The organism is Hyunsoonleella aestuarii, from assembly GCF_006148925.1.
GTDB classification, from domain to species: Bacteria; Bacteroidota; Bacteroidia; order Flavobacteriales; family Flavobacteriaceae; genus Algibacter_D; species Algibacter_D aestuarii.
Genome location: NZ_VAWB01000001.1, coordinates 960,239 through 985,339 on the forward strand (window position 1 = coordinate 960,239; position 25,101 = coordinate 985,339).

Genomic DNA, 25,101 nt, shown 5'->3' on the forward strand with positions numbered 1-25,101 from the left:
TTATCTTTTCATGTATGATTGATCGGAATTTAATATGGTATTTACAACCAAAGTCATAGCAGCAGTTTTTTCTTTTGAAAGCTCTAAATCAAACGGTTTACTTCCAACAGTAAGCAATGAATCTGCTTTTTTGGGGTCTTGTAAAAAGCTAGCCATTGATTTTTGGTAGTATTCATTTAAAATACCTAATTGTTTTGTGTCAGGTTTCAGTCCAGTTGATAATCTAAAGGCATCTTCAATTTGTTTTTCAACAGAATCAGGGTGCTTCTTTTGAACTTTTTCAGATAACACTCTAGAAGCTTCAACAATTTGGGGGTCATTTAGAAGCGACAATGCTTGCAAAGGTGTGCTTGTAATATTTCTTCTTATAGTACAAATTTCTCTTGACGTTGCATCAAAATTTATCATAAAAGGATTAGGTGCAAAACGTCTAGAATAGGTATAAAGACTTCTTCGGTATAAATTATCACCTGTATCGGGCTCATATTTGGCCAATTTCTTTGACGCCATAAAAACTTCTTTCCATAGACCTTCTGGTTGATAAGGTTTTACACTTGGCCCTCCAATTTCCTGAACCAACAGTCCGCTTGCCTTAAGTGCATTATCTCTTATCATTTCAGCAGGCCACCTATAAGATGAGCTTCTTGCCAAATACATGTTTTCTGGATCTTTAAGCTTATTTTTTTCTGAACAATAGGATGCTTGCTTGTAAGTATGAGACATAACCATTTGCTTTATGGTTCTTTTTATATCCCAGTTGTGATTCATAAAGTCCTTAGCCAGCCAATCCAACAATTCTGGATGGCTTGGTCGCGCTCCTTGACTGCCAAAATCTTCCGCTGTTTTAACAATTCCTTTTCCAAAAATCATTTGCCAATATCTGTTCACAGCAACTCGAGAAACGAGGGGGTTTTTAGGATCTAAAAGCCATTGCGCTAACCCTAGTCTGTTTTTTGGTAAATTATCGGTATATGGAAGTACTTTATTAATACCTCCAGGTTGGACTTCGTCTAAGTACTGGTCATATAATCCTTTATCAAGAACATAGGTTTTTCTTGGGTTTTTCATTTCTTCCATGACCATTAACTCATTAACACTATCTAGAACAATAGAAATACTTTTTCGGAGACCTTTTATTTTTTCACGCTCCTTTTTAATCGCAAAATCGTGCAACGCCCAATGTTCATATTTAATATCTGGTGCGTCTTTATCAATCTCTGCTTCTCCTAAGAGCCCCATTTCCCACTGAGATAATTGACGGTCATAGATTTTAACCTCATCAATTGCCCCTTTAAAAATACCAATATCTCCCATCCACTTTCTATAGCTTTTCCCAACAATAATAGGAATTGAATCTGGCTCCATATTGTTATTAATTGGAATAATTGATCTTTTTAACTGATCGAAATGTGTTTCGGTTTCTACTTTTTTACCATTGATAAAAATCTGAATCCCATTTGCTTTTTTACTACCATCATAAGTAAAACCTACATGTTGCCATTCATCATGCTTTATAGGCTCTATACTACTTATCGATATTATTTCGTCTGGCAATCTATGAATGAGTCTCACATTTACTCGCTTCATTGAGTCCAGCGCAACCTCCCAACCACGATGATATTGAAAAACGTGACCAGTATTTCCCATAATCGTTTGAGATGGACCAATCGAATCTAACTTGGTATTTACCCAAGAGCTAATCGAGAAGGCATCATAATGATTAAACTCTCCTGTTTTTTGAAGCAGTATATAATCATACTCCTCATTAAATAAAGCCGCTTTTCCATATTTCCCATTGGTAAGAGTTACTTTTAAATTGGCTTCTGCATTTTTATTGTTATCGAGCATTTGCAGCTCTTTAAACTGTTTTTTAGGTTTTTCAGTCTCCTCTTTCTTTTTATCTTTTTTCTTCTTCTTTTTTTTGTCCTCCTTCTTCTTTGGAATCTTAATTTCCTTCTTATAAGGCTTAATACTATTAAAAGCGTAAGAACCTATGTGTCCTAAAACGGGTTCATTGTTTAACGGTTTTTTATAAGTGCTGGTTAACTTTTTGTCATTAATTAGATTCTGCATTCGTTTTTCATCCTTTTCTAAAGCATTCACAAACGCATCTATCTGAGATTTTTCATTTTCATTTAATAGTAATAAGGTTGGTGCCCGATCTGCATCGGTAGGCGCAAGACCATACTCTTCTGTGGTATTGAAAAAGGCTGATAATTGATAAAACTCTTTCTGTGCAATAGGATCAAATTTATGATCATGGCATTTCGCGCATTCAACTGTCAATCCAAGTAATGCTGTCCCTGTAACACCTGTTCTTTCATTCACATATTCAATTCTAAACTCCTCTGGGATAGAGCCTGCAGAGGCTTCTAAAGGATTCAACCTTAAAAAAGCTGTTGCTATTTTAGAACTATCATTTGCGTTTTCAATTAAATCTCCAGCAAGTTGATGTGTTATAAATTCATCATAAGGCATATTTTTCTTGAAAGCTTGAATAAGCCAATCGCGATAAGGCCACGAGGTACGATAGCCATCAAAAGAAATACCATGAGAATCTGAATATCGCGCGACATCCATCCATTCCATTGCCATTCTTTCGGCATAGGCATCACTATTTAATAATCGATCTACCAAGTTTTCGTAAGCTTGCGGTGAAATGTCGTTAAGAAAAGTATCAATTTCATCAATTGAAGGTGGTAAACCTGTAAGATCCATAGTGACACGCTTAATAAGAAGTTCTTTATCGGCAACATCTGAAGGGGTTAAGCCTTGCTGAATTAAAGTGTTTTGAATAAAACCGTCAATCTCATTAACTCTTTGCCAGTCATTTTCGATATTTGGAATCTCTGGGTCATTAAGCGCAAAAAAAGACCAATGCTCCTTCCACTCTGAACCTTGCTCAATCCACTTGGCAATCATTGCAACCTCTCTAGGTGACATGGTTAAATCAGAATCTGGAGGAGGCATAACCTTATCTGGATTAGTAGAAACTAATCGGTTAATCACCTCACTTTTCCCTAGACTGCCTCTTACAAAAGCATGATTTCCAGACCTTAATTTACTAAATGCATCATATTCATTGTCCAGCCTTAAACCTGCTTTTCGTGTTTGTGGGTCTGGCCCATGACAATTATAACAGCGGTCTGAAAGAATGGGTTTAATGTGAAAATTGTAATCAACATTTTCGGGCAAAGTAGCATATTCATTCTTTATTTCTTCAGATAAAGAACCAGAACATGAAGACAATATTAGCAAGAGATAATATACTCCATGCCGCAGCTTTATTGCGCTAAAAAAATCCGAAATATAAAAGAATACTACTCTCAAAGGTTGATTAATTGGTTTCTAGAAAGATATGAATTAATTTTAAATACCACGCAATTTCAAAGACTTTATAGCTTATACCCTATAATTTTAAATAGAGCTACTTTTACATTATATTTAACTACGAAAACATACTAATAAAAAGCTATTCTTAGGGCGTACGATAAATTCATTCTCTCCAAATAGATCTAGTTTATAAACAAAAATAATATGGATGCATTATCAATTTTTTCATTTTTAGGCTTTACCTTATTAGTAGCTGTAATAGCATGGTACGCTACAAGAAAAACCGATGAAAGTTCGGCCGATGGTTACTACCTTGGAGGTAGAAGTCTAGGAGCTATTACTATCGCGGGATCATTATTGTTAACTAATCTCTCTGCTGAACAAATTGTTGGTTTAAATGGACAATCTTTCGCACAAGGTATTTTAGTAATGGCCTGGGAAACATTGGCAGCCATCTCTATGATTGTCACAGCTATTTATTTGCTTCCAAAATATATGCGCTCAGGAATTACAACCATTCCCGAGTTTATCCAAGAGCGTTTTGATGCGCAAACTAAATCTATTTTATCACTTTTATTTTTAGTTGCTTTTGGAGTCGTGTTACTGCCCACTATTCTGTATTCAGGATCGTTAGCATTTAGTACCATGTTCGATTTACCAAATACTTTAGACATACCTCAATCTACTGTTATTTGGATTTGTGTTTGGTCAATAGGAATTATTGGTTCTATTTATGCGATTTTTGGAGGTTTAAAAGCCGTAGCCGTTTCAGATTTAGTGAATGCAATTGGTTTATTAATCGGCGGATTATTAATCCCTGTTTTTGGTTTAATGCTCATTGGAGATGGAAGTATTTCAGATGGTTTAAGTGAATTATGGAATCAAAATCCAGAAAAATTTAAGGTAAAAGGAGAGGTAGATTCTTTTATCCCATTTGGAACCATTTTTACAGGAATGATGATTGCCCAAATGTATTATTGGGGAACAAACCAGTCTATATTGCAGCGCGTGTTTGGAGCAAAGAGTTTAGCTGAAGGGCAAAAAGGGATGATACTCGCGAGTTTTGTAAAATTTCTTATTCCAGTGATTGTGGTATTACCTGGTGTTATTGCGTGGCATGTATTTGGAAGCGATTTAGAAAATGCAGATGCAGCCTATCCATCACTTGTAAGAAAAGTGCTTCCGGGAGCTTTTCTTGGATTTTTCGCAGCAGTTCTATTTGGAGCAATTTTAAGTTCGTTTAATAGTTTATTAAATAGTAGCTCTACCTTATTTGGTGTGGATTTATACCGTCAATATTTTGATAATAATGCTTCAGAAAAGAAAATGGTGAAAGCAGGAAAAGTTTTTGGAGTATTCTTAGCACTCATTTCCATGATTATTGCCCCTTTTATAGCTAACGCTCCAGACGGACTCTTTTCATACATTCAAGAATCTTTAGGAAGTTTAAGCGTACCCATTTTGTCGGTTGTAGTGGTAGGTATGGCGACTAAGAATGTTCCGGAAATTGGTGCAAAAATAGTGCTTACTGTGGGGGTATTAATGTATTTAATCAGTCAGTTTATATTAGCACCACAATTTATAGAAACAGCTTTAGCAGAAGCTGCAATTAACGGTATTAAAGACACAAAGGAATTAGGAATTATTAAAGCAAAAGCCTATCCTCACTTTTTACATATTATGGGGATATTATTTGTCATAAATGTTGGATTTATGTTACTAATAGGGAGACTTTATCCCAACAAAAATGAATACACCCCAAAAGTTACTAAGGAAATAGACATCACACCCTGGAAATATGCTAAAATTATTGGATTAGCAATTACCCTTTTGGTATTAAGTACTTATTTAATTTTTTAAATAAAATCCAAGAAAACATGGTTAAGAAATACGTCATAGCATTCGACCAAGGTACCACAAGTACCAGAACCATTGTTTTTGATGTAAAGGGCAATATTGTTTCAATTTCTCAAAAAGAATTGAATCAATATTATCCTCAATCGGGTTGGGTAGAGCATGATGCTTTAGAGATTTATAATGACCAGTTGGAGACTTTTATGCAAGCCGTTTCCCATTCAGGGATTGACCCAAAAGAAATTGCTTCGGTGGGCATTACAAACCAGCGTGAAACCACTGTGGTTTGGGACAGGAAAACAGGAAAACCGATTCATAAAGCCATTGTTTGGTTAGATAAAAGAACAACTGGTATTTGCAAGGATTTAGAAGCCAAGAGTCTTGCGGGTTACATAAAAAAGAATACAGGTTTAGTAATTGATTCTTATTTCTCAGGAACCAAACTTAAATGGATTTTAGATAATGTAGAAGGTGCGCAAGAAAAAGCAAAAGCAGGACAATTAATGTTTGGTACTATCGATAGCTGGTTGATTTATAAATTTACCAATGGCACAAAACATGTTACGGACCATACCAATGCATCCAGAACATTAATCTATAACATCAAAACATTAGAATGGGACAAAAAATTGCTCAAGGCATTGAATATCCCTCAATCACTACTCCCAAAAGTACAAACCTCATCTTCTGATTTTGGAACGATTGATTATAAGGGCATAAAAATCCCCATTTACGGGGTTGCCGGAGACCAACAAGCTTCCTTATTCGGACAAGGAGGGTTTGAAGCCGGTATTGCCAAAAGCACCTACGGAACTGGCTGTTTCATCCTTTCAAATACTGGTGCGAAACATGTAAAATCAAAGAAAGGATTATTAACTACGTTAACTTGTAGTTTAGAAAACGAACCCATAAATTACGCTTTAGAGGGCAGTGTTTTTGCTGGTGGCGCTTCTATTCAATGGTTAAGAGATAGAATGAAAGTAATTGATAATGCCAGCGAAACCGAAGCTATTTGCAACAGTATTCCGCCACTTAAAAACGTTTATGTTGTTCCTGCTTTTGCTGGTTTAGGAGCACCACATTGGGATGGAAAAGCCAAAGGGAGTGTGTTTGGTTTGACCTTAGACACAGGTCGAGAACACTTGATTAAAGCGACCGTTAACGCTTTGGCCTACCAAACCAAAGATGTGATTGGTGCCATGGAAAAAGATTGTGGCGAAAAGATTAGCACTTTAAAAGTAGATGGTGGAGCCACAGCAAATAATTATTTAATGCAATTCCAATCAGATTTATTAAATGTGAATGTAGACCGCCCAAAAATGATTGAGGTTACAGCATTCGGAGCTGCACTGCTAGCAGGTATAAAAGCAGGTATTTGGACAAAAAATGATATTTCTATAATTAGAAAAATAGACACCGTGTTTAGTCCAAATATGGATGAGAAAACACGAAAGAAAAGTTATAAAGGATGGAAGAAAGCCATAAAGCGAACAAAAGGAAATTAAGATGCTCGTTATGGAGAAACCAGTTGAGTTTTCGGTTTTAAAAAGAGCCGAACAAATTGAAAATTTACAAACACAAAAGTTTGATTTAGCCATCATTGGAGGTGGTGTTACTGGTGCTGGAATAGCGTTGGACGCAGCCTCGAGAGGTCTTAATGTTTGCTTGGTGGAAAAGAACGATTTTGCTTCTGGTACCAGTAATAAGTCTACAAAATTAATTCATGGAGGCCTACGTTATCTAAAACAATTTGAAATTGGCCTAGTACGGGAATCAGGTTCAGAACGTGCAATTGTTCATAAATTAGCACCGCATTTAGTCATTCCAGAAAAGATGCTTTTACCTTTAGTGGAAGGTGGTACCTACGGGAAAATGATGACATCTATCGGACTAAAAGTCTATGATTTTCTGGCCGATGTACAAGGGGATGATAGGCGGCAAATGTTAGATAAAGACCAAACACTTGAGAAAGAACCTTTACTAAATAAAGATGTAGTTTTAGGTAGTGGCCTTTACGCAGAATACAGAACCGATGATGCACGTTTGACTATTGAAATATTAAAAAAAGCCGTGTCCTATGGTGCTAACGTTATCAATTATTGTGAAATGAAATCTTTTAATTATAACGACGATTCCAAAATTAAAAGTCTTAATTGTAAAGACGGTAATACTGGTGATATTTTCAAAATAAAAGCTAGAAATTACGTATCTGCGGCTGGTCCTTGGGTCGATACATTACGCACCAAAGACCAATCTATGAATAACAAATATTTACATCTTACAAAAGGTGTTCATATTGTATTTCCTTATGAAAAACTACCCGTAAAACAGCCACTTTATTTTGATGTCCATGACGAAAGAATGATTTTCGCTATTCCAAGAGGCCGCATAACATACGTAGGAACTACCGATACGAATTATTCAGGGAATTTAGAACGTGTTGTAGCTACAAAAGAAGATGCCGAATACCTTTTAAACGCTATCAATAGTACATTCCCACAGGTAAATTTAAATATTGACGATATAGAATCCAATTGGGCCGGATTAAGGCCTTTGATTCATGAAGAGGACAAAGACCCATCAGAATTATCAAGAAAGGACGAGCTTTTTATATCAGAAAGCGGATTAATTTCTATTGCTGGTGGAAAGTTAACAGGTTACAGACGCATGGCACAGCGTGTGATGGAAGCTGTTCTAAAAACCATGAAAAATAAGCATAAGGAGCATCTTAATAAATCGTCTACTGAAATAATTCCGCTGGTTTCTCCACCTCTTGAAAATTCGCATGCTGTAAATGTCTATCAAAATGAATTGGAGGCAACCCTTCTTTCAAAAGGAATTTCTGAAAGTTATCATGCTTGGTATCTATGCTCTACCTATGGAAAGAAGGCTGAAATCATCATAGAAAAATCAAATCAATTTGATAATAAAGATGCTTTAGAAAAGCTGATTCGTGCTGAACTCTGGTTTTGCATTCATTACGAAATGACAAATAGTTTGACTGACTTTTTTGTGCGTCGTACGGGGAGATTGTATTTCGACATTCCAAGTGTAAAAAAGTATGTAAAAATCATTTCAAAAGACTGTGCAAATTATTTAAATTGGGATGCAGAACGTTTGGCTTCAGAAGAGAAAAATCTAAATCTTTTAATCCAAGATGCCACAACCTATTACAATACAGAGTTTATCTAATTTCTTTATCGCTTTTTTTTAAAAATACAAAAAGCAACACCTCACGATGTTGCTTTTTGTGGAGAAGATCGGGCTCGAACCGACGACCTCTTGACTGCCAGTCAAGCGCTCTAGCCAACTGAGCTACATCCCCAATTGGATGTAAACATTGTGTTTACAAGGATATGAATGCTTTTAAATGATATTTCCAGTGTATCCATTTAGCAGCATTTGGATGCAAATGTATACATTTTAGCGCAAAAACCCACCACCAAAACCCACCACCAAAATGGATTATTTATCATAAAGGAATAGTTATGACCAAGGATTAAATGTTAAGTTTTCCATATAGTCTTGCTTTTGAACTATCAGCATTTTTTCAATACCATTATCATCTTTCACAGGGAGAAAACCATAATCATAGCAGAAATAATATGTTCCACTTTTAAAAGTGTAAATATGGGTGAATACATCGAAGCTATATCCAGATTTAAATAATATTTCTTTTTCCACTGTGGTCTTTCCACTTGGACTAAAATGCGCTAACAAAGTTCTGTTTCTTCTTAGCGTACTATTTGTTCTCTGAATAAATATCTCATGTAAAGGTCTGTTCTTATTATGATGAGTACTTCTACACTGAGCATCACAAAATTTTTTATCAGTTCTTCCTATAAGTTCTTTATTACAGGCTAAACAAAACTTCATTTGCATAATACTTCTTTTTAGACGTTTATATACGTATATAAACGTCTAAATATACGGATTTAATATTATAAAGCTCCATCTTTAAACTATGGGAACAAGACTATTAATTACATCATCAATGAATACCATTGGTACTAAACCAGATTATCAAATGGCAATGGATTTATTGCTTCAAAAGTTAATCTTAAAGAATTACAGCCAGAACACTATTAAGACCTACGTGCACATGTTTAAAAAGTTTCTTGAACACATACACCCAATGCCTCTACATCAGGTCACCACAGCCCATATTATGCATTATCATAAAGAATTAGTAACAAAGCATGGTGTATCCTCATCTTACCAGAATCAAAGCATAAACGCCATTAAATTTTACATAGAGAAAGTGTTGAATCTGCCTAAAATAACTTATGATTTCTGTAGACCTAGAAAAGCGAAGACTCTACCCAATGTATTATCTTTAAATGAGGTATCAAGGATATTAGGTGTTATTGGAAACATAAAGCATAAAACTATACTTTCAGTCATATATGGTTGCGGACTAAGAATATCGGAATGCATTAATTTGAAGGTGGAAGATATTGATTCTTCCAATATGCGTGTATGGGTGAGAAATGCCAAAGGGAAGAAAGATAGAATTACATTATTATCTCCTACTTTATTGGTGGAATTAAGAGCTTATTACAAACTTTACAAACCAAAACAATGGCTATTTGAGGGGAGCTATGGAAAACAATACAGCGTATCCAGTATTAGACAGGTGTTTAATCGTTCCAAGAAGAAAGCTGGAGTTAATGTACCAGCTACTGTACATACGTTAAGACACTCCTTTGCTACACATTTATTAGATAATGGAACCAATTTAAGATATATTCAAAAACTGTTAGGACATAACAGCTCTAAGACTACTGAAATATACACTCATGTTAGCACAACTAATCTGATGAACATTGAGAGTCCTTTCGAAAAGATAGGAAAATTCGCTACATTTGGAAATAGGGAATAAACGCAATAAAATACGTTTATTGAATAGTTGTGCACAAGCTTGACCGATTCGGAAAAAATGAAGAAAAGTATTATCATATCAACAATTGCGATTGTAGGACTTCTTTCCTGTAAACGAGCAAATAAGTCAACACCTGATTTAGTTGATACAACTAAACTGGAATCAACACATAGTGTCAAAAACCAAAAATTGGAAACCGTCAACTATACAAAGTTTATTGATACTGAATATGAATATGCTGAGACAGGTAAGAAATTGATAATACGGAATGGTTTACCAAAGGGAGGAATGAAATATACTGACCCTAATGGAGAGAACTATAATTATCGTATTTTTTGGACTCAAATAATTAATGAAACAGATAATTCCTTTGAACTATCCATTGAGATTCCTTCCTCTTCATTCGAGCTTCAATCCTCACCAACAGACTATTTCAAAATATTTCTTCCAAAAGAGGAAATGAATATTGATAAAATGTCATTGTCAGATTATGGACTATCTGATTTGGAAGCTGTTTTGGATAGCATATTTCTAAAACAAGTTTCGTTACAAAAAACTATCAACACAAAGGAAACGAGCTTTTTTTATATTGTAGCTCTTTTTAGTGAAGGATATGAAGGAGTTGTACGAGCAGGCCTAAATTTAAGAGATGGTAAACTTTTTTACAGAGTTAATGATGTGGAAATTAGTAGCGGAAAAATTAATACCAAAAACTTAAAACTACAGAATTGAATAAGAGCCAATGCACAACAATGTATAACCGCAATTACGGCGGATTCGACCACATCCGAATCCACTCGGAATTGCTAAAGTCTATACCAAACCGAAAATTAACGCATATTAACTCGTAACAGACAGTTATACTAGACCGTTGTATGCCATTGCGTAAAAACCAACCGCACATTAAGCACATTTGGTTTTTGCCATCACATAATCCGACCCTAAAAAAACCAAAAGAGCTTAATCACCAAATCACTCTCTGAATAGAATAAAATCACTATATTTGGACAAATAATGTCTAGACAAAAAACGTCTGTTATGAGTGTGCAAAAAACTTTTGGAGAACATTTAAAATCTCTACGGGAAGATCAAGGTTCACCCTTGAGAAAGATTGCTGCAGAATTGGATATAGATCAATCAACCTTAAGTAAAATTGAACGAGGTGAGAGATTGGCAAATTGTTCTCAACTACCCAAAATTGCTGAAATTTTTAATGTCACTGAAAAATCTCTAAAACTGATTTTATTAAGTGATCAGGTGGCTTCTCAAATAATGGAAGAGAGTAATACTCATGAAATACTTAAAGTCGCTGAAGAAAAAATCAAATACCACAGAGCACAAAAATAATATGGCAAACATCAATTCCGAAATAAAAAAAGTGTTCTCTGATCAAGAGTTATCGAGCTTCACGAAAACATTTAAAACGGCTAAAAAGGACTTAAACAAATGGACCCCAAAGCAAAAAAAATCAACTGGTTCTGTTGATGTAATTGATTTCTTTTCTGGCTGCGGAGGTATGTCTCTTGGGTTTGCAGCTATCGGAAAATCAAAACTGTTTAATCTTATTGGTGCTGTAGACATCAATCAAAAAGCATTAGACTCTTATGAAACCAACTTTAAATGCAAAACATTAAATAAAGACATAAAAGATTTATGCAATGAAGATGGAGTAAAACTTATAAGAGAGGAATTTAATTTACCAAAAATAAAAACTCGACCTTTAGTAGTAATAGGCTGTGCCCCATGCCAAGGTTTTTCAGCTCACAGAAAGAAAAACTGGGACAAAGATGATGAAAGAAACACTCTAATAGGGGCTTTTACTGATACAGCAATAAAACTACATCCAGACTTTATAGTAATGGAGAATGTTCCTGAAATATTGGGTAAAAAATATTGGGAGCATTATGATGAAGCAAGGAAAATCTTAGAAGAAAACGGTTATACCGTAAAGCAAACAATATATAATTCTGCTTCTTTTGGGGTTCCCCAAGCAAGATTCAGAGCGATAATAATTGCATCAAAAATGGAATTTGAACTTCCTATTCCGCTTCTTGAAAAAGAACAGTTCATTACTGTGCGAGATGCTATATATGATTTGCCTAAAGTTGCTGCTGGTGAAGTATCATTGATCGATAAATTTCATAAAAGTGCAAAACACAAATCAAGTACTATAGAAACAATCACACAAGTACCAAAAGATGGAGGGAATAGACCATCAGGTGTTGGTCCAAAGTGTCTTGATAAAGTGAATGGGTTTTCTGATGTTTATGGTAGATTATATTGGGACAAACCCTCTATTACATTAACTCAATATTCTAGAAACCCAGCAAGTGGCAGATTCATTCATCCTGAACAGAATCGAGGATTAACAATTCGAGAAGCTGCAAGAATTCAGAGCTTTCCTGATTCATACGATTTTCAAGGCTCCCTAGATCATTGTTTTAAACAAATTGGAGAATCGGTTCCTCCTTTATTATCAGTTGCTATTGCTTCTCAAATAATAAGAGCCCTATCTAATGAAATTAAATCTAATGATTGCGGAGTTGAGTCAATTACATCACCTGTAAGTAGTTTATATACAAGTAAATCAATTTCAGAAACGATATCATTATGAGCTTTACATGTATAGACGGATTTTCTGGTGCTGGTGGTTTAAGCTTGGGGTTATCCAAAGCGGGTTTTGATCTCCTTTATAGTTTTGATATTGACAGATGTTCTGTAGAAACTCAGTTGCTAAATAAGAAATATTTCAATCATAAAATTCAGGAACTAGATATAAGAGAATTTGATCCTATTGAAACAATGAATGAATTAGGGCTAATAAAAGGTGAATTATCCTTATTTGCAGGAGGTCCTCCTTGTCAAGGCTTTTCAATTCAAAGAATTGGGTCGGATCAAGATGACAGGAATAATTTCGTGTTTGTATTTATCGAGAAAATGATCGCGTTATCCCCTAAATTCTTTCTTTTAGAAAACGTACCTGGATTAAATGGAAAAAGAGGAAAAAAAATACTTGAAGATGCTTTAAATTATGCAGAACAGAATGGCTATCATATTCACAAAAACATTTTAAACGCTCAAGAATATGGAGTTCCACAAAGAAGAAAAAGAGTAATAATTGTTGGTGAACGAAAATCCAATTCACCATTAAAATTCTCATATCCAAAACCAAGCACAAAAAAAATAAGTGTTCGAGATACAATTGGTCATCTACCTGCCACTCCAAAAGACGGGAAAGAACATCCAGATATTAAGCATCATAGAAGCGATAAGTTATCTGACATCAATGTCAAAAGAATTAAATATGTAAAAGAAGGCCAGGGAATGGCTTTTTTACCTGACCATCTTCTGGCCGATTGCCATAAGGCAGGTGCAGAAAAAATTGGCCATCGTAATGTCTACGGCAGAATGAAATGGGATGATGTAGCACCAACAATAACAGCTCGTTTCGATAGTTTCACAAGAGGTATGTTTGGGCACCCAGAGCAGAATAGAACTATATCTTTAAGAGAAGGAGCTCTCCTCCAAACCTTCCCTAAAGACTTTGAATTTGTTGGAAATAAAGTGGATATAGCTCGACAAATTGGTAATGCTGTACCTGTGAATTTAGCGGTTGCAGTTGGAAAAGAATTAATAAAGGCACTAAAATGAATTTTAGTCAAACCCTAACTAATTATTTATCTGAACTTCATCAGGAAGTATTAGCAAGTCAATCTGGAGAAACTACAGCAGAACTATCATTCAGGACAAGTTTAGATAATTTTTTTAAAAATACAGCTAGTGCAATAGATTCAAAAATAGTAACGATTCCTGAGCCCAAAAACCAAAATAAACTTGGACGACCAGATTGGAGATTTCATAATGAAGATTCTATGGGCGTATATGGATACGTTGAAGCCAAAGGGATTGATAGTCAGAATCCTATAAATAAGGAAGCTTATAGGAATCAGGTAGAAAAATATCTAACACTCGGGAATCCAGTCCTATTAACTGATGGAATAGACTTTATTCTTTTCAAACCAAATGGTGAAGAGGTAAATTATTCAGCATGTCAAAAACCAATTGATTGGAATAACCTGATTCCAAATACTGAATTAGAAACACTTTTCTTAACTTTTTTCGGGCAAATTGGGCATCGTATAATTTCTGAAAACCAACTTGTAACTGAGGTTGCTAAAAGAGCAAGACTTTTAACCTCCGAGATACAAGAATTTCTAAATTTAGAAGATGACGAAACAGAAAATCAAACGGAACTTAACACTGTACTCCTATTAAGAGAACTAAAAGATACAGCTTCATCAAATCATGACAGAACTTTAGGTGATGAATTAAACTTTTCAAGTTTTATTTCTCAAGTATTAACTTTTGGTTTACTGTATGCACATAGGATAATCAACTCTGATTTAGAGACGCCTAAAATTAAATATGATAGAATTCATGAATTTTGGTTTTCTGTATTAGATGAAAAATACACTAATAATTTAATACCTTTTAAAACCCTAGTGAAAGGGCTAGAATCAGAACTTAATTCTGACTTAAGTAGGCTCGGGTTATGGTATGACGATTTAAGAAGATTATTAGCTCATATTCAACTTTCCGATAGTCAAGTGGTGGCTCCAGATTTTCATGAACTTTATGAAATATTTTTATCGAAGTATGACCCAGTGACTCGCTTTGATTACGGGGCTTTCTATACTCCTCGAGTTTTAGCATTTTATACAGTAGAATTTGCCAAGAGATTAATACAAACATCAATCCCTAATGTTGACCTCAATACTACTGGGAATAAAATAATCGATCCTTGTTGTGGGACAGGAACATTCATTGAAGCAATTTTAAATGTTATAACTCCGAACGATAAAGTCGAATTAATTGGGTTTGAAATCCTTCCAGCACCTTACGCTTTGGCTCAATATAGAATGAGTATTATCAATGATGCTTATCCTGAAAACGTTCAAATAAAACTTACAAATACACTAAGTGATTCCCTTTTTGAATTAAATACTGACCCTGATTCAGAGGATACTAATGATTTGAGCAAAATGCTTGTAAAAGAACAGGAAGAAGCTTACCATTTAGCTACGCCTCCATTAACATTAATTATTGGTAACCCTCCTTCATCAGATTCAATTTTCCAAATTCAAAATGAGGGAGAAATAATTAAAGCTCTCATAAATGATTTTAGGCCTGATGCTAATAATAGAACTTCACGGCAGAACACACAAAAGCAATTATCAAATGAATTTATAAAATTCCTAAGGTGGACTGCAGATAGAGCATTAAAAAGCACTCCATCTATTTTTGTTTTAATTCTTCCTTCAAGTTTTTCGAAACATCCAACGTATAAATTTGCAAGAAAATTCCTTATTGAAAAGTTCAATGAAATTTGGGTTTTGGACTTTGACAGCGACCTTAGAACGGGAACTGAAGATATTAATCTATTTGACACTCAACAAGGTCGTTTAATTCTTGCTGCAACATTTAAGGAGGCTAGTTCTACCCCCGCTTTGATTAATTACAATTCAATTACTCATTTATCTAAATCTGACAAAGTTGATTTTTTCAATCAGACAGAAATTCGATTAGAAGATTGGGAAAGAATAGACTTAGACCAAGATGACTATTCATTAAAACCTAAAATGCAATTTAATAAGGAAGCCTATAATTTGTTCTGGCCAATTACAGATTCAAATGATACAGGTATCTTTCTTAGACATTGTTCAGGTTTAAAACTGGCACCAACACATCTATTGGTTCATGCTTCATCAGGTCAATTAAAGAGACGATCAAAATTCATTTCTCGGGCTGAAAATGATTTTGAAAATATTAAATCAAGATGGTATAGTGGCCAACGTAAAATCCCAAATCAATCTAAAATAACTGAAGGCATTAGATCAAAACTTGGATTAGCTGCAAATTCGAATAACATCGAAAATTACTCATATAGACCGTTCCTAGAAACAAGCGTAATTCTAAATGATGAGTTATTAACTGAACTACAACAATTAGGTGGCGGTGGAACTAGGGTTCGTCCTGAAGTTCGAGCAGCTTACTCAGATGACAGAGTTTTTGGATTTATAGTTTCCCCTGCTCCTGAAGACCTTGGCGATAATCTTCACAAATTTGCATCCTTCTGTTGGAATCTACCAGACAATGATTTAAGCAAACGAGGTAGTGCACGAGTATTCTGTAATTTTTTCCCAGAATATAAACGAAAGGGAGAATGGAATAGTGCGAACCAAAATAACATAAACCCAGTTCTCGTTAATATGTTATCTACTGAATTTGATTTGCCTCAAGATGAAATTATTACACTTTTAACATTTTACTCATATGCCCTATTGAGTTCTAATCTATATCTGAGTTCTTTTGAAGGAGCCTTGTTTGGTGTAGCAGGTAACTGGCCCAAAATTCCTATAACAAAGGATAAGTCTCTTTTTACTAGTGTCTCAGAATTTGGAAGTACTCTTGCAAATATTGAAAAATCAAGCTACACAATTCCTGATATCACAATTGAGGAAAACGAAGTTTTATATCACAAATATAGTTTTGAGGAAAACACAATATGTTTGAAAAATGAGTCTGGGGGGATAGTAAAACAATATACAGATATTGCTTCTGACGTTATTGATTTTGAAATTTCTGGCTATAGTGTTTTAAAAGAATGGTTAAAAATGCATTCATTCCAATATTATAGAAGGTCCCTTCAGGTCGACAAATTATTAGAGCTTGAAACCCTGATATCCAAAATCTCCTTATATATTGAAAAAGTTGTAGAATTAGATTTAGAAGTTGAACAAGTATTATCCAATGAACTATTTAGCCCTAACTAAAACATACACATTGCCAAGTCGCTCAAAAGCCAACCACTCGAGCCAAAACTTGTCAAAGAGTATGTTTTTCCAACGCTGAAAACAAAATGAATAAAATAAAAACGGCATACAACAAGGTATAAAATGCATAGCCACCCTGCGGGATGGCTACGACATCTTATACAGACCGTTGTGCACAAGCTTGACCGATTCGGAAAAAATGAAGAAAAGTATTATCATATCAACAATTGCGATTGTAGGACTTCTTTCCTGTAAACGAGCAAATAAGTCAACACCTGATTTAGTTGATACAACTAAACTGGAATCAACACATAGTGTCAAAAACCAAAAATTGGAAACCGTCAACTATACAAAGTTTATTGATACTGAATATGAATATGCTGAGACAGGTAAGAAATTGATAATACGGAATGGTTTACCAAAGGGAGGAATGAAATATACTGACCCTAATGGAGAGAACTATAATTATCGTATTTTTTGGACTCAAATAATTAATGAAACAGATAATTCCTTTGAACTATCCATTGAGATTCCTTCCTCTTCATTCGAGCTTCAATCCTCACCAACAGACTATTTCAAAATATTTCTTCCAAAAGAGGAAATGAATATTGATAAAATGTCATTGTCAGATTATGGACTATCTGATTTGGAAGCTGTTTTGGATAGCATATTTCTAAAACAAGTTTCGTTACAAAAAACTATCAACACAAAGGAAACGAGCTTTTTTTATATTGTAGCTCTTTTTAGTGAAGGATATGAAGGAGTTGTACGAGCAGGCCTAAATTTAAGAGATGGTAAACTTTTTTACAGAGTTAATGATGTGGAAATTAGTAGCGGAAAAATTAATACCAAAAACTTAAAACTACAGAATTGAATAAGAGCCAATGCACAACAATGTATAACCGCAATTACGGCGGATTCGACCACATCCGAATCCACTCGGAATTGCTAAAGTCTATACCAAACCGAAAATTAACGCATATTAACTCGTAACAGACAGTTATACTAGACCGTTGTGGTTAATGTCCCAAAACCGAGAAAGTGAATGAACAAAACGATATTTGAGATTACCAAAATGGATTGTCCTTCCGAGGAAAATCTAATCCGAATGAAATTGGACGGAATCTCAAATATTGCGAATTTGGACTTTGACATTCCGAACCGAAAACTGACTGTTTTTCACAGCGGACAAATCGACCAAATTGAAAAGTCCGTTCTAGAACTGAATTTAGGCGGAAGGAAAATCTCGACCGAACAAACCGACCAAACAGAATTTATTGAAAACGCAAACCAGAAAAAACTACTTTGGACTGTACTTGGAATTAACTTTGCATTTTTCCTCATTGAAATGACTACTGGACTCATTTCAAAATCAATGGGATTGGTTGCTGACAGTTTGGATATGCTTGCCGACAGTTTCGTTTATGGAATCAGTCTTTTTGCGGTTGGCGCAACTCTGACAAGAAAAAAACGGATTGCTAAACTTGCTGGATATTTTCAAATAACACTTGCTATTATTGGATTTGTGGAAGTCTTAAGGAGATTTTTCGGAGACGAGAAACTTCCCGATTTTTCAACAATGATTATCGTTTCGATTTTTGCACTTATTGCAAACGGAATTTGCCTTTACATTTTACAACAGTCAAAAAGCAAAGAAGAGGCTCATATGAAAGCGAGCATGATTTTCACTTCAAATGATGTGATTATCAATTTGGGAGTAATAATCGCAGGAATTTTGGTAAATTGGTTAAGTTCAAACAAACCTGATTTGATTATCGGAACAATCGTTTTTGCTTTGGTAATTCAAGGAGCATTTAGAATTTTAAAATTGAGTAAATAAATAAACACTAACCACAACAATGGCTATAATTCATTGCTTCGGATTTTCTTTCGAAAATCCTCGCACTTTTGCTATCTTGGTTTCTTAATAGGAAAATCCTTGCGGATTTTCACGCAACTACTCATAGCCGAGACCGTTGGCAATAATTAATTATATCTATAAATTTATCAAGCATAACTTAAATATAAACATTTATATTACACTTATATATAATACTTAATATTACATAAATATAATAAATATGGATAGTTTACTAAATCAAGAAGTGTTATATAAATGGAGCACTCCATTTTTTGCAGTTATTATCATATTTGAAATTCTTGTAAGCTACTATTACCAGAAAAAAAATTATACATTTAAAGATACATTTACAAACGTATATTTTGCTGCAATAAATATTGGACTTGATTTAATAATGAAAGTTATTTCATTATTTGTTTTAGGTTTTTTCTATCAACATCATTTATTAACGTGGGAAAATCAAACATTAATTTACTGGGTTTTTGTTTTTGTTTTTCAAGATTTTTTATATTACATCCAACATTATGTTGATCATCATTCTCGTTTCTTTTGGGCGGTACATGTAACTCATCATAATTCTAAATACTATAATTTAACTACAGGGTTTCGCTCTTCTGTTTTTCAGCCTCTTTATCGATATTTATTTTTTATTCCATTGGCAATAATGGGAGTTCCTTCATTGCATATTATGTTTGCTTATGCATTAGGTCAAATTTATGGAGTGTTCTGTCATACTAAATTTATTAAATATAATTTTGGTTTTTTTGGAAAAATATTTGTTACACCATCCCATCATAGAGTTCACCATGCATCAAATATTATGTATTTAGACAAAAACTTAGGTACGGTTTTAATCATATGGGACAAGATATTTGGCACATTTCAAGCTGAGAAAACGACTGAAGATTATGAAGAAATAAAATTTGGATTAACAGAAAACCAAAAAAGCACGGGTTTATTTAATATTATTTTTCACGAATGGAATTCAATTTTAAAAGATTTTTTTATAAATAAAAGACATCTGAGTTTACAAATTCGCTTAAAGTATGTCTTTTATCGTCCAGGGTGGAGTCATGACGGAAGCACAGAAACAAGTAAAGAATTGCAAGAAAAGTTAATCGATAAAAAAAGAACTATTGCCAACAATGTATAAAAATAATTGCTAGATTGGTGCTTAAACAAGGGGTGTTGCAGTTTTGTTACGTCTGATTTTCCTTCGGAAAATCCTTGCACACAAAACCGCAACTATTCTTATACAAACACGTTGGCAAACATTAAACTAACCAAAACCATTCAATTATGAAAAAATTACTATTTGCGCTAATTGCCATCTCAATATTAGCTGGATGCAAAACTGAAAAAGAAGGAAGCAATGTTGTAATTAATGAATTACCACTGAAATCTTACTTTCAAAAAAGTAACCTTCCTGCTGCGCTTATGGGTTGTAGTAACAGAGAAGGAAAAATAAGCTGGTATGCGTTTGGGCCATCAATTTGGGGAGGGAAAGACACAATAAATGAAAACAACATCTTTAGGATTTTTTCAATGACAAAGGCCATATCCTCTGTTGCCGCATTGCAACTTGTTGAAAAAGGATTAATTGGACTAGATGACCCTTTAGACGAACTTATGCCTGAAATGACATCTATTCCTATTATGACCAAAAATGGAGAACTTGTTAAAGCTAATAAATCAATAACTTTGAGAAACTTATTAACCCACACTGCTGGATTTGGATATGATTTCTTGGACGAACGCCTTCAAAAATTTGATAAAACAGGATGGAATTATGCTGACCTGCCCAGATTATTCGAAAGTGGTGAAAAATGGGAATACGGAACGAATTTAGATTGGGTTGGAAAGGTTATTGAAAAAATAAGTGGTGAAGACCTTGAAACTTACTTAAGAAAAAATATTACTGGGCCTTTAAAAATGAATAGCACTTGGTTTAATGTTCCTGAAAATTTGAAAGAAAATATTGTTTCTTGGGGAATTCGAGACTCAGTTGGTTTTAAAGAGTATTCTCGTATTCCAACTAAACCAGTTGCTGAATATAACGCAGGTGGCGGTTTGTTTGGTTCACCAAAGGATTATTTAACATTTCTTGAATGCATTAAGAATAATGGCAAATATTATGGTGGTCAAATTTTAAAACCCGAAATCGTTGAGTTAATGTTCAAAAATCAACTGCCCAATGGATTAACGTTAAGTTATAATGTAATTGAAGGTGGTATGGTTGATATATTGGGTGGATTCCCCGATAATTCTGATGTTTATTCGTTATCATGGGCAATTGAAAATAATGAGGACGAGTTGATCAGAACCAAAGGTTCTGCCTATTGGGCTGGAATGGCTAATTCTTATTACACATTGGATAATGACAAAGGGATAGCCATAGTATATTTTACACAGCTTTTTCCTTTCAATGATAAAGTATCTTTTGATTTTTATCGTCTATTCGAAAAAGAAGTTTACAATAGTCTTAACACTAAATAACGATTTGCCAACAATATGTATAATTCATTGCTAGTTATAGCCTACTTACGAAAGTCCTCGTGGACTTTCTATCTGTGATTTATTTGCTAACTTTAGTGTTTAAACACGCAACGAAATCATACACAAAACCGTTGTAATTAATTAAAGCACAGAATATATAAACTGTTAATTTGAATTTATCTGATTACGTAAAAAGAAGAAATGGTGTGCCTTTGGGTAACAGTCATTCACTTCGTAATATGTTGAATCGTTCTCTGGGAGCGGGAAAGTTTTCAATATTTTGGCAATACTGGAATCCAATCTGGGGTTTCTATCTAGGGAAATATATATTCAAACCCCTTAAACTCATCTTACCCCAAGCAATATCCCTGTTAATGACTTTTATTGTTTGTGGATTTATCCATGACCTTGTTATCATGTTATTAAAATGGAAATTTATCCTACTTCTAACCCCATGGTTTTTATTTATGGGTCTTGGTGTAATTTTAAGTGACTATGCGAAAATTGATTACTCAAAATTTCCATGGATTGTTAGAGCTGGTATAAACATAGCTATCATATTAGGTTGCTTAATTCTAGCTTACCAAATAAGAATCTAAAACAAAGGAGAATTGCTAAAATGAATAAACTAATTACAACAACCTATAAAATCAATGTAAAACACTAATTTTATATATAACCGTTACCTGTAATTCTGAGAATGATATTAAATATTTAAAACTATATCATAATTTCTACAAATAATTATTAAGAATAATCTATTATTTCAATTTAAGTTACAATTTTCAGACTTTGTCGTCATCATTGTATAGATGTTTAAATAAATATACTTTTATGAGAATCAAATTAATATTTTTTAGCTTTTTCCTTTCTTTCTTTTTTATAAATGCTCAAACAACTAAAGATTCTAACGTGGAATTGGAAAAAGTAATTGATGTTTTTAGAGTATCAATAATAGAGCGTAATGATTTTGAAAAATTTTCTAATTTATTTTTGCATGATTCTATTACTTGGGCAGCAATTATAACAGGAGAGACTAAAAAAAGAGTGCTTCAACAAAAACCTGATTTCACATTTCAAACTAGTAATTACAAGACTTTCTTTGAAGAATTGAAAGATGGAAGTGAAGAAAAATTTTATAACGTTAAAATAGATGTGCTAAATGAATTTGCAACTATATCATTTGACTACAGTTTCAATGTTAATTCAAAAATTCAAAATTGGGGAACTGAATACTGGTCTCTAATTCTAATGAATAATACATGGAAAATCACAAGTGTAACTTGGTCTCAGAATATGCAAAATTTAGAAGCCTGCCCTTTTGAACCTAAGGATCTCTTCAAAATGAATTAATGAAAATAATAGTAATGCAAACTACAGGTAACGACGTCTATAATTAATTGCTTGGGTATTGCCTACTTACGAAAATCCTTGCGTCCGGATAGCTATCGGGATTCTATTCGGTTTGTATTTGCTAAATTAGTTGCTGAAACACGCAACGACATCATACACAAACACGTTATACGCAATTACAAAAAATATGAAAATCAAAATGAACATCCTTTCCATAATTGGGTTATTATTATTCTCTACTTCATTCGCCCAACAAATACAATTAGATTCACTTGATTTACAAATTGACCAAGTAATAAAAGACTTCGAAATTCCCGGGCTTTCGATAGGTATCATTAGGAATGATTCTGTAATATTTTCCAAAGGGTATGGAAAATTGGAAATACTAAAAGAAAGAAAAGTTGATGAAAACACTCTTTTTGGAATAGGTTCGATTTCTAAATCTTTTACTGCCCTAACGTTGGGAATTTTAGTTGATGAAGGAAAAATTAATTGGGATGATAAAGTTAAAGAGTATCTACCCTATTTTGAATTGTATGCCCCTTACGTAACAGATAATTTTACAATTAGAGATTTACTTACACATAGAAGTGGTCTTAAAGATGTCAGTGGTGGAACACTTTGGTATCACTCAGATTATTCTAGGGAAGAAATAATAAAACGACTCAAATATTTGGAGCCTGAGTCAAGCTATAGAGAAAAGCCAGCATATCAAAATGTTATGTACGTTATTGCTTCTGAGATAGTTAAAGTAGTTTCTGGAATATCCTGGGATGATTTCCTAAGAGAACGTGTGTTTGACAAACTTAAAATGAACAACAGCACATCTTTCTCTAAGGAACGAGAAGCTAACATAAATCTCGCGCAGCCACATATTTGGAATGAAGAATATAAAAAAGTTGCAATAATTCAAGAAAAAGGAGACAATCTTGCACCTGGTGGATTCATCTATTCCTCTGCAACTGAAATGTCGAATTATATGAAATTGTTATTGAATAATGGAGTAATTGATAATGACACCGTGGTTAGTCCGAAAATTATCAAGGAAATTTTTAAGCCACAAATTATTTATGCAGATGGAGGAATGTTCAAAAATGAATTTTCTTCCTATGGGTTCGGTTGGTGGCTCACGCCAGTTAATGGGCACAAGATAATAGAACATAGTGGTGGAATTGACGGGATGTCCGCTCAGTTGGTAATGATAAAGGACATGAATGTGGGGTTTATCATACTTACAAACACCTCGAAAGAACCATCAACTTTTTTCTTGAGAGCATTGTTATTGAGTGAGCTTCTTAATGAACCTCTCTCTGACAATTTTTACTCTAGAGTAAAAGAATGGCGGGCAAATAACATTAAAGAAAAAAGAGCATCTTCAAAAAATATTTCAAGATCTATAAATACTAACCCTTCATTGGCAATCAAAGACTATACTGGAAAATATACCGATAAGATGTATGGTGAAATACTTATAAAGAAAATAGGTGAAAATGAATTAGAAATCGCGTTTTCACATACTAAAGTATTCAGAGGGAAATTGAAACATTGGCATTTTGACACCTTTAAAATCGATTGGTATGACATTCGCGTTCCTGATGGGTTTTTAACTTTCAATTTTAGTGCTAAAAGAGAAATATTAGGTTTCTCATTCGATCAAGAAAATTTACTGGATGTTGATTTTGGAGAACTGAATGTTTTGAAAAATAAAAACTGAGTATAACACCGTGTATAATTAATTGCTGCGGAATTTCCTCATCGGAAATTCACTTGAATTAATTAACTTGCCAATACAGCGGAAAATGACTGACGCCCTTTTCCGCAACTAATCATACACAAACCGTTGTGCATAATTTATGAAATATGACTGATCAGAAAATAACTTGGAAATATCTTTTAGCTTGTATAAGTGCTGTATTTTTTACCTGGATTATCCATGAATTTACACATTGGATTACAAGTGAATCACTTGGATATGAATCAGTTTTGACACTAAACACAGTATCACCAATATCCGGTCAAAAATATACTGAATTGCATAATATCTATGTTTCAGCTTCGGGACCTTTAATCACTATTATGCAAGCAGTAATTGTGTTTATGATTCTTATTAAAAGAAACTGGAGTAAGTCATTTTACCCCTTCTTGTTCACTCCTTTATACATGAGGTTGCTTGCAGGAGGGATGAATTTCATCAATCCCAATGATGAAGGAAGAATAAGTGAATACTTTGGATTAGGAGTTTTTACAATATCTATACTTGTAAGTATGATCTTATTTTTTTTGGTTTATAAGATTTCAAACAAGTATAAATTAAGTTGGAAATTTAATATGTGGACAACTATAATTATAATGGTTGTTAGTTCAATCTTGGTATTGTCAGATCAAATCCTTCATATTAGAATTATCTAAATTAAAACTATGCACAACAATGTATATAAGCCATAAAACGCCTCATATACTAGACGTTGTGGTTCATTAAATAAAACACT

At 33.8% G+C, this 25,101-nt stretch carries 19 protein-coding genes and 1 tRNA gene; 17 read left to right on the forward strand and 3 right to left on the reverse strand.

Features of this window, described 5'->3' with window-relative positions; all coding sequences use genetic code 11:
• On the reverse strand, positions 1-3,249 hold the full coding sequence (locus FEF17_RS04440) for a DUF1553 domain-containing protein (protein ID WP_139001152.1): 3,249 nt from the start codon (positions 3,247-3,249) through the stop codon (positions 1-3).
• Between the two features lie 288 nt (positions 3,250-3,537).
• Between FEF17_RS04440 and FEF17_RS04445 the strand changes: the two genes are divergently transcribed.
• The 3 genes from FEF17_RS04445 to FEF17_RS14395 are packed head-to-tail and all read left to right on the forward strand — an operon-like array spanning position 3,538 to position 8,379.
• Positions 3,538-5,193, forward strand: a complete 1,656-nt coding sequence (locus FEF17_RS04445) for a solute:sodium symporter family transporter (protein WP_139001153.1) — start codon at positions 3,538-3,540, stop codon at positions 5,191-5,193.
• Between the two features lie 17 nt (positions 5,194-5,210).
• Positions 5,211-6,692: a glycerol kinase GlpK gene (gene glpK, locus FEF17_RS14390; protein ID WP_170180960.1), complete on the forward strand. Its 1,482-nt coding sequence runs from the start codon at positions 5,211-5,213 to the stop codon at positions 6,690-6,692.
• Between the two features lie 10 nt (positions 6,693-6,702).
• Positions 6,703-8,379 (forward strand): glycerol-3-phosphate dehydrogenase/oxidase, encoded by a 1,677-nt coding sequence (locus FEF17_RS14395; RefSeq protein ID WP_170180961.1) that lies wholly within the window; start codon positions 6,703-6,705, stop codon positions 8,377-8,379.
• A gap of 59 nt (positions 8,380-8,438) precedes the next feature.
• Here FEF17_RS14395 and FEF17_RS04455 read toward each other — a convergent pair.
• Positions 8,439-8,512: transfer RNA gene (locus FEF17_RS04455), tRNA-Ala, on the reverse strand.
• Between the two features lie 161 nt (positions 8,513-8,673).
• On the reverse strand, positions 8,674-9,069 hold the full coding sequence (locus FEF17_RS04460) for a hypothetical protein (protein ID WP_139001154.1): 396 nt from the start codon (positions 9,067-9,069) through the stop codon (positions 8,674-8,676).
• A gap of 82 nt (positions 9,070-9,151) precedes the next feature.
• Between FEF17_RS04460 and FEF17_RS04465 the strand changes: the two genes are divergently transcribed.
• The 14 genes from FEF17_RS04465 (at position 9,152) to FEF17_RS04530 (ending at position 25,021) form a co-directional block, all read left to right on the forward strand.
• Positions 9,152-10,069: a tyrosine-type recombinase/integrase gene (locus FEF17_RS04465; RefSeq protein ID WP_139001155.1), complete on the forward strand. Its 918-nt coding sequence runs from the start codon at positions 9,152-9,154 to the stop codon at positions 10,067-10,069.
• Between the two features lie 57 nt (positions 10,070-10,126).
• The gene (locus FEF17_RS04470; RefSeq protein ID WP_139001156.1) at positions 10,127-10,801 is read left to right on the forward strand and encodes a hypothetical protein; all 675 of its coding nucleotides are present in this window, start codon (positions 10,127-10,129) and stop codon (positions 10,799-10,801) included.
• Positions 10,802-11,107: 306 nt separating this feature from the next.
• Entirely contained in the window at positions 11,108-11,416 is a 309-nt protein-coding gene (locus FEF17_RS04475) for a helix-turn-helix domain-containing protein (RefSeq protein ID WP_139001157.1), read from the forward strand.
• A 1-nt stretch (position 11,417) separates the two neighbouring features.
• Positions 11,418-12,683, forward strand: coding sequence for a DNA cytosine methyltransferase (locus FEF17_RS04480; protein ID WP_170180962.1), 1,266 nt, complete (start codon positions 11,418-11,420; stop codon positions 12,681-12,683).
• Positions 12,680-13,720, forward strand: coding sequence for a DNA cytosine methyltransferase (locus FEF17_RS04485; RefSeq protein WP_170180963.1), 1,041 nt, complete (start codon positions 12,680-12,682; stop codon positions 13,718-13,720). Before FEF17_RS04480 ends, FEF17_RS04485 begins: the two co-directional genes overlap by 4 nt.
• Entirely contained in the window at positions 13,717-16,902 is a 3,186-nt protein-coding gene (locus FEF17_RS04490) for a type ISP restriction/modification enzyme (protein ID WP_139001160.1), read from the forward strand. The genes FEF17_RS04485 and FEF17_RS04490 overlap by 4 nt, the downstream gene beginning before the upstream one ends.
• 199 nt (positions 16,903-17,101) lie before the next feature.
• Positions 17,102-17,776 carry a hypothetical protein gene (locus tag FEF17_RS04495; RefSeq protein WP_139001156.1) on the forward strand — a complete coding sequence of 225 codons (675 nt, stop codon included), beginning with the start codon at positions 17,102-17,104 and terminating at the stop codon, positions 17,774-17,776.
• Between the two features lie 171 nt (positions 17,777-17,947).
• Positions 17,948-18,742, forward strand: a complete 795-nt coding sequence (locus tag FEF17_RS04500) for a cation efflux transmembrane domain-containing protein (protein WP_139001161.1) — start codon at positions 17,948-17,950, stop codon at positions 18,740-18,742.
• 241 nt (positions 18,743-18,983) lie between these two features.
• The gene (locus tag FEF17_RS04505; protein ID WP_139001162.1) at positions 18,984-19,916 is read left to right on the forward strand and encodes a sterol desaturase family protein; all 933 of its coding nucleotides are present in this window, start codon (positions 18,984-18,986) and stop codon (positions 19,914-19,916) included.
• A gap of 146 nt (positions 19,917-20,062) precedes the next feature.
• Entirely contained in the window at positions 20,063-21,259 is a 1,197-nt protein-coding gene (locus FEF17_RS04510; RefSeq protein ID WP_139001163.1) for a serine hydrolase domain-containing protein, read from the forward strand.
• Between the two features lie 170 nt (positions 21,260-21,429).
• The gene (locus FEF17_RS04515) at positions 21,430-21,858 is read left to right on the forward strand and encodes an acyltransferase (RefSeq protein WP_139001164.1); all 429 of its coding nucleotides are present in this window, start codon (positions 21,430-21,432) and stop codon (positions 21,856-21,858) included.
• Between the two features lie 235 nt (positions 21,859-22,093).
• On the forward strand, positions 22,094-22,612 hold the full coding sequence (locus FEF17_RS04520) for a hypothetical protein (protein WP_139001165.1): 519 nt from the start codon (positions 22,094-22,096) through the stop codon (positions 22,610-22,612).
• Between the two features lie 187 nt (positions 22,613-22,799).
• The gene (locus tag FEF17_RS04525; RefSeq protein ID WP_139001166.1) at positions 22,800-24,326 is read left to right on the forward strand and encodes a serine hydrolase; all 1,527 of its coding nucleotides are present in this window, start codon (positions 22,800-22,802) and stop codon (positions 24,324-24,326) included.
• A gap of 146 nt (positions 24,327-24,472) precedes the next feature.
• A complete protein-coding gene (locus FEF17_RS04530) occupies positions 24,473-25,021 on the forward strand; it encodes a hypothetical protein (protein WP_139001167.1) in 549 nt (182 codons plus the stop codon).
• Positions 25,022-25,101: the final 80 nt, after the last annotated feature.

What these genes read in the sequence shown, in the direction of transcription:
- FEF17_RS04445 (WP_139001153.1), top strand. Translation starts at nt 3,538, where the DNA reads ATGGATGCATTATCAATTTTTTCATTTTTAGGCTTTACCTTATTAGTA.
- glpK (WP_170180960.1), top strand. Translation starts at nt 5,211, where the DNA reads ATGGTTAAGAAATACGTCATAGCATTCGACCAAGGTACCACAAGTACC.
- FEF17_RS14395 (WP_170180961.1), top strand. Translation starts at nt 6,703, where the DNA reads ATGGAGAAACCAGTTGAGTTTTCGGTTTTAAAAAGAGCCGAACAAATT.
- FEF17_RS04460 (WP_139001154.1), bottom strand. Translation starts at nt 9,069, where the DNA reads ATGCAAATGAAGTTTTGTTTAGCCTGTAATAAAGAACTTATAGGAAGA.
- FEF17_RS04465 (WP_139001155.1), top strand. Translation starts at nt 9,152, where the DNA reads ATGGGAACAAGACTATTAATTACATCATCAATGAATACCATTGGTACT.
- FEF17_RS04470 (WP_139001156.1), top strand. Translation starts at nt 10,127, where the DNA reads ATGAAGAAAAGTATTATCATATCAACAATTGCGATTGTAGGACTTCTT.
- FEF17_RS04475 (WP_139001157.1), top strand. Translation starts at nt 11,108, where the DNA reads ATGAGTGTGCAAAAAACTTTTGGAGAACATTTAAAATCTCTACGGGAA.
- FEF17_RS04480 (WP_170180962.1), top strand. Translation starts at nt 11,418, where the DNA reads ATGGCAAACATCAATTCCGAAATAAAAAAAGTGTTCTCTGATCAAGAG.
- FEF17_RS04485 (WP_170180963.1), top strand. Translation starts at nt 12,680, where the DNA reads ATGAGCTTTACATGTATAGACGGATTTTCTGGTGCTGGTGGTTTAAGC.
- FEF17_RS04490 (WP_139001160.1), top strand. Translation starts at nt 13,717, where the DNA reads ATGAATTTTAGTCAAACCCTAACTAATTATTTATCTGAACTTCATCAG.
- FEF17_RS04495 (WP_139001156.1), top strand. Translation starts at nt 17,102, where the DNA reads ATGAAGAAAAGTATTATCATATCAACAATTGCGATTGTAGGACTTCTT.
- FEF17_RS04500 (WP_139001161.1), top strand. Translation starts at nt 17,948, where the DNA reads ATGAACAAAACGATATTTGAGATTACCAAAATGGATTGTCCTTCCGAG.
- FEF17_RS04505 (WP_139001162.1), top strand. Translation starts at nt 18,984, where the DNA reads ATGGATAGTTTACTAAATCAAGAAGTGTTATATAAATGGAGCACTCCA.
- FEF17_RS04510 (WP_139001163.1), top strand. Translation starts at nt 20,063, where the DNA reads ATGAAAAAATTACTATTTGCGCTAATTGCCATCTCAATATTAGCTGGA.
- FEF17_RS04520 (WP_139001165.1), top strand. Translation starts at nt 22,094, where the DNA reads ATGAGAATCAAATTAATATTTTTTAGCTTTTTCCTTTCTTTCTTTTTT.
- FEF17_RS04525 (WP_139001166.1), top strand. Translation starts at nt 22,800, where the DNA reads ATGAAAATCAAAATGAACATCCTTTCCATAATTGGGTTATTATTATTC.
- FEF17_RS04530 (WP_139001167.1), top strand. Translation starts at nt 24,473, where the DNA reads ATGACTGATCAGAAAATAACTTGGAAATATCTTTTAGCTTGTATAAGT.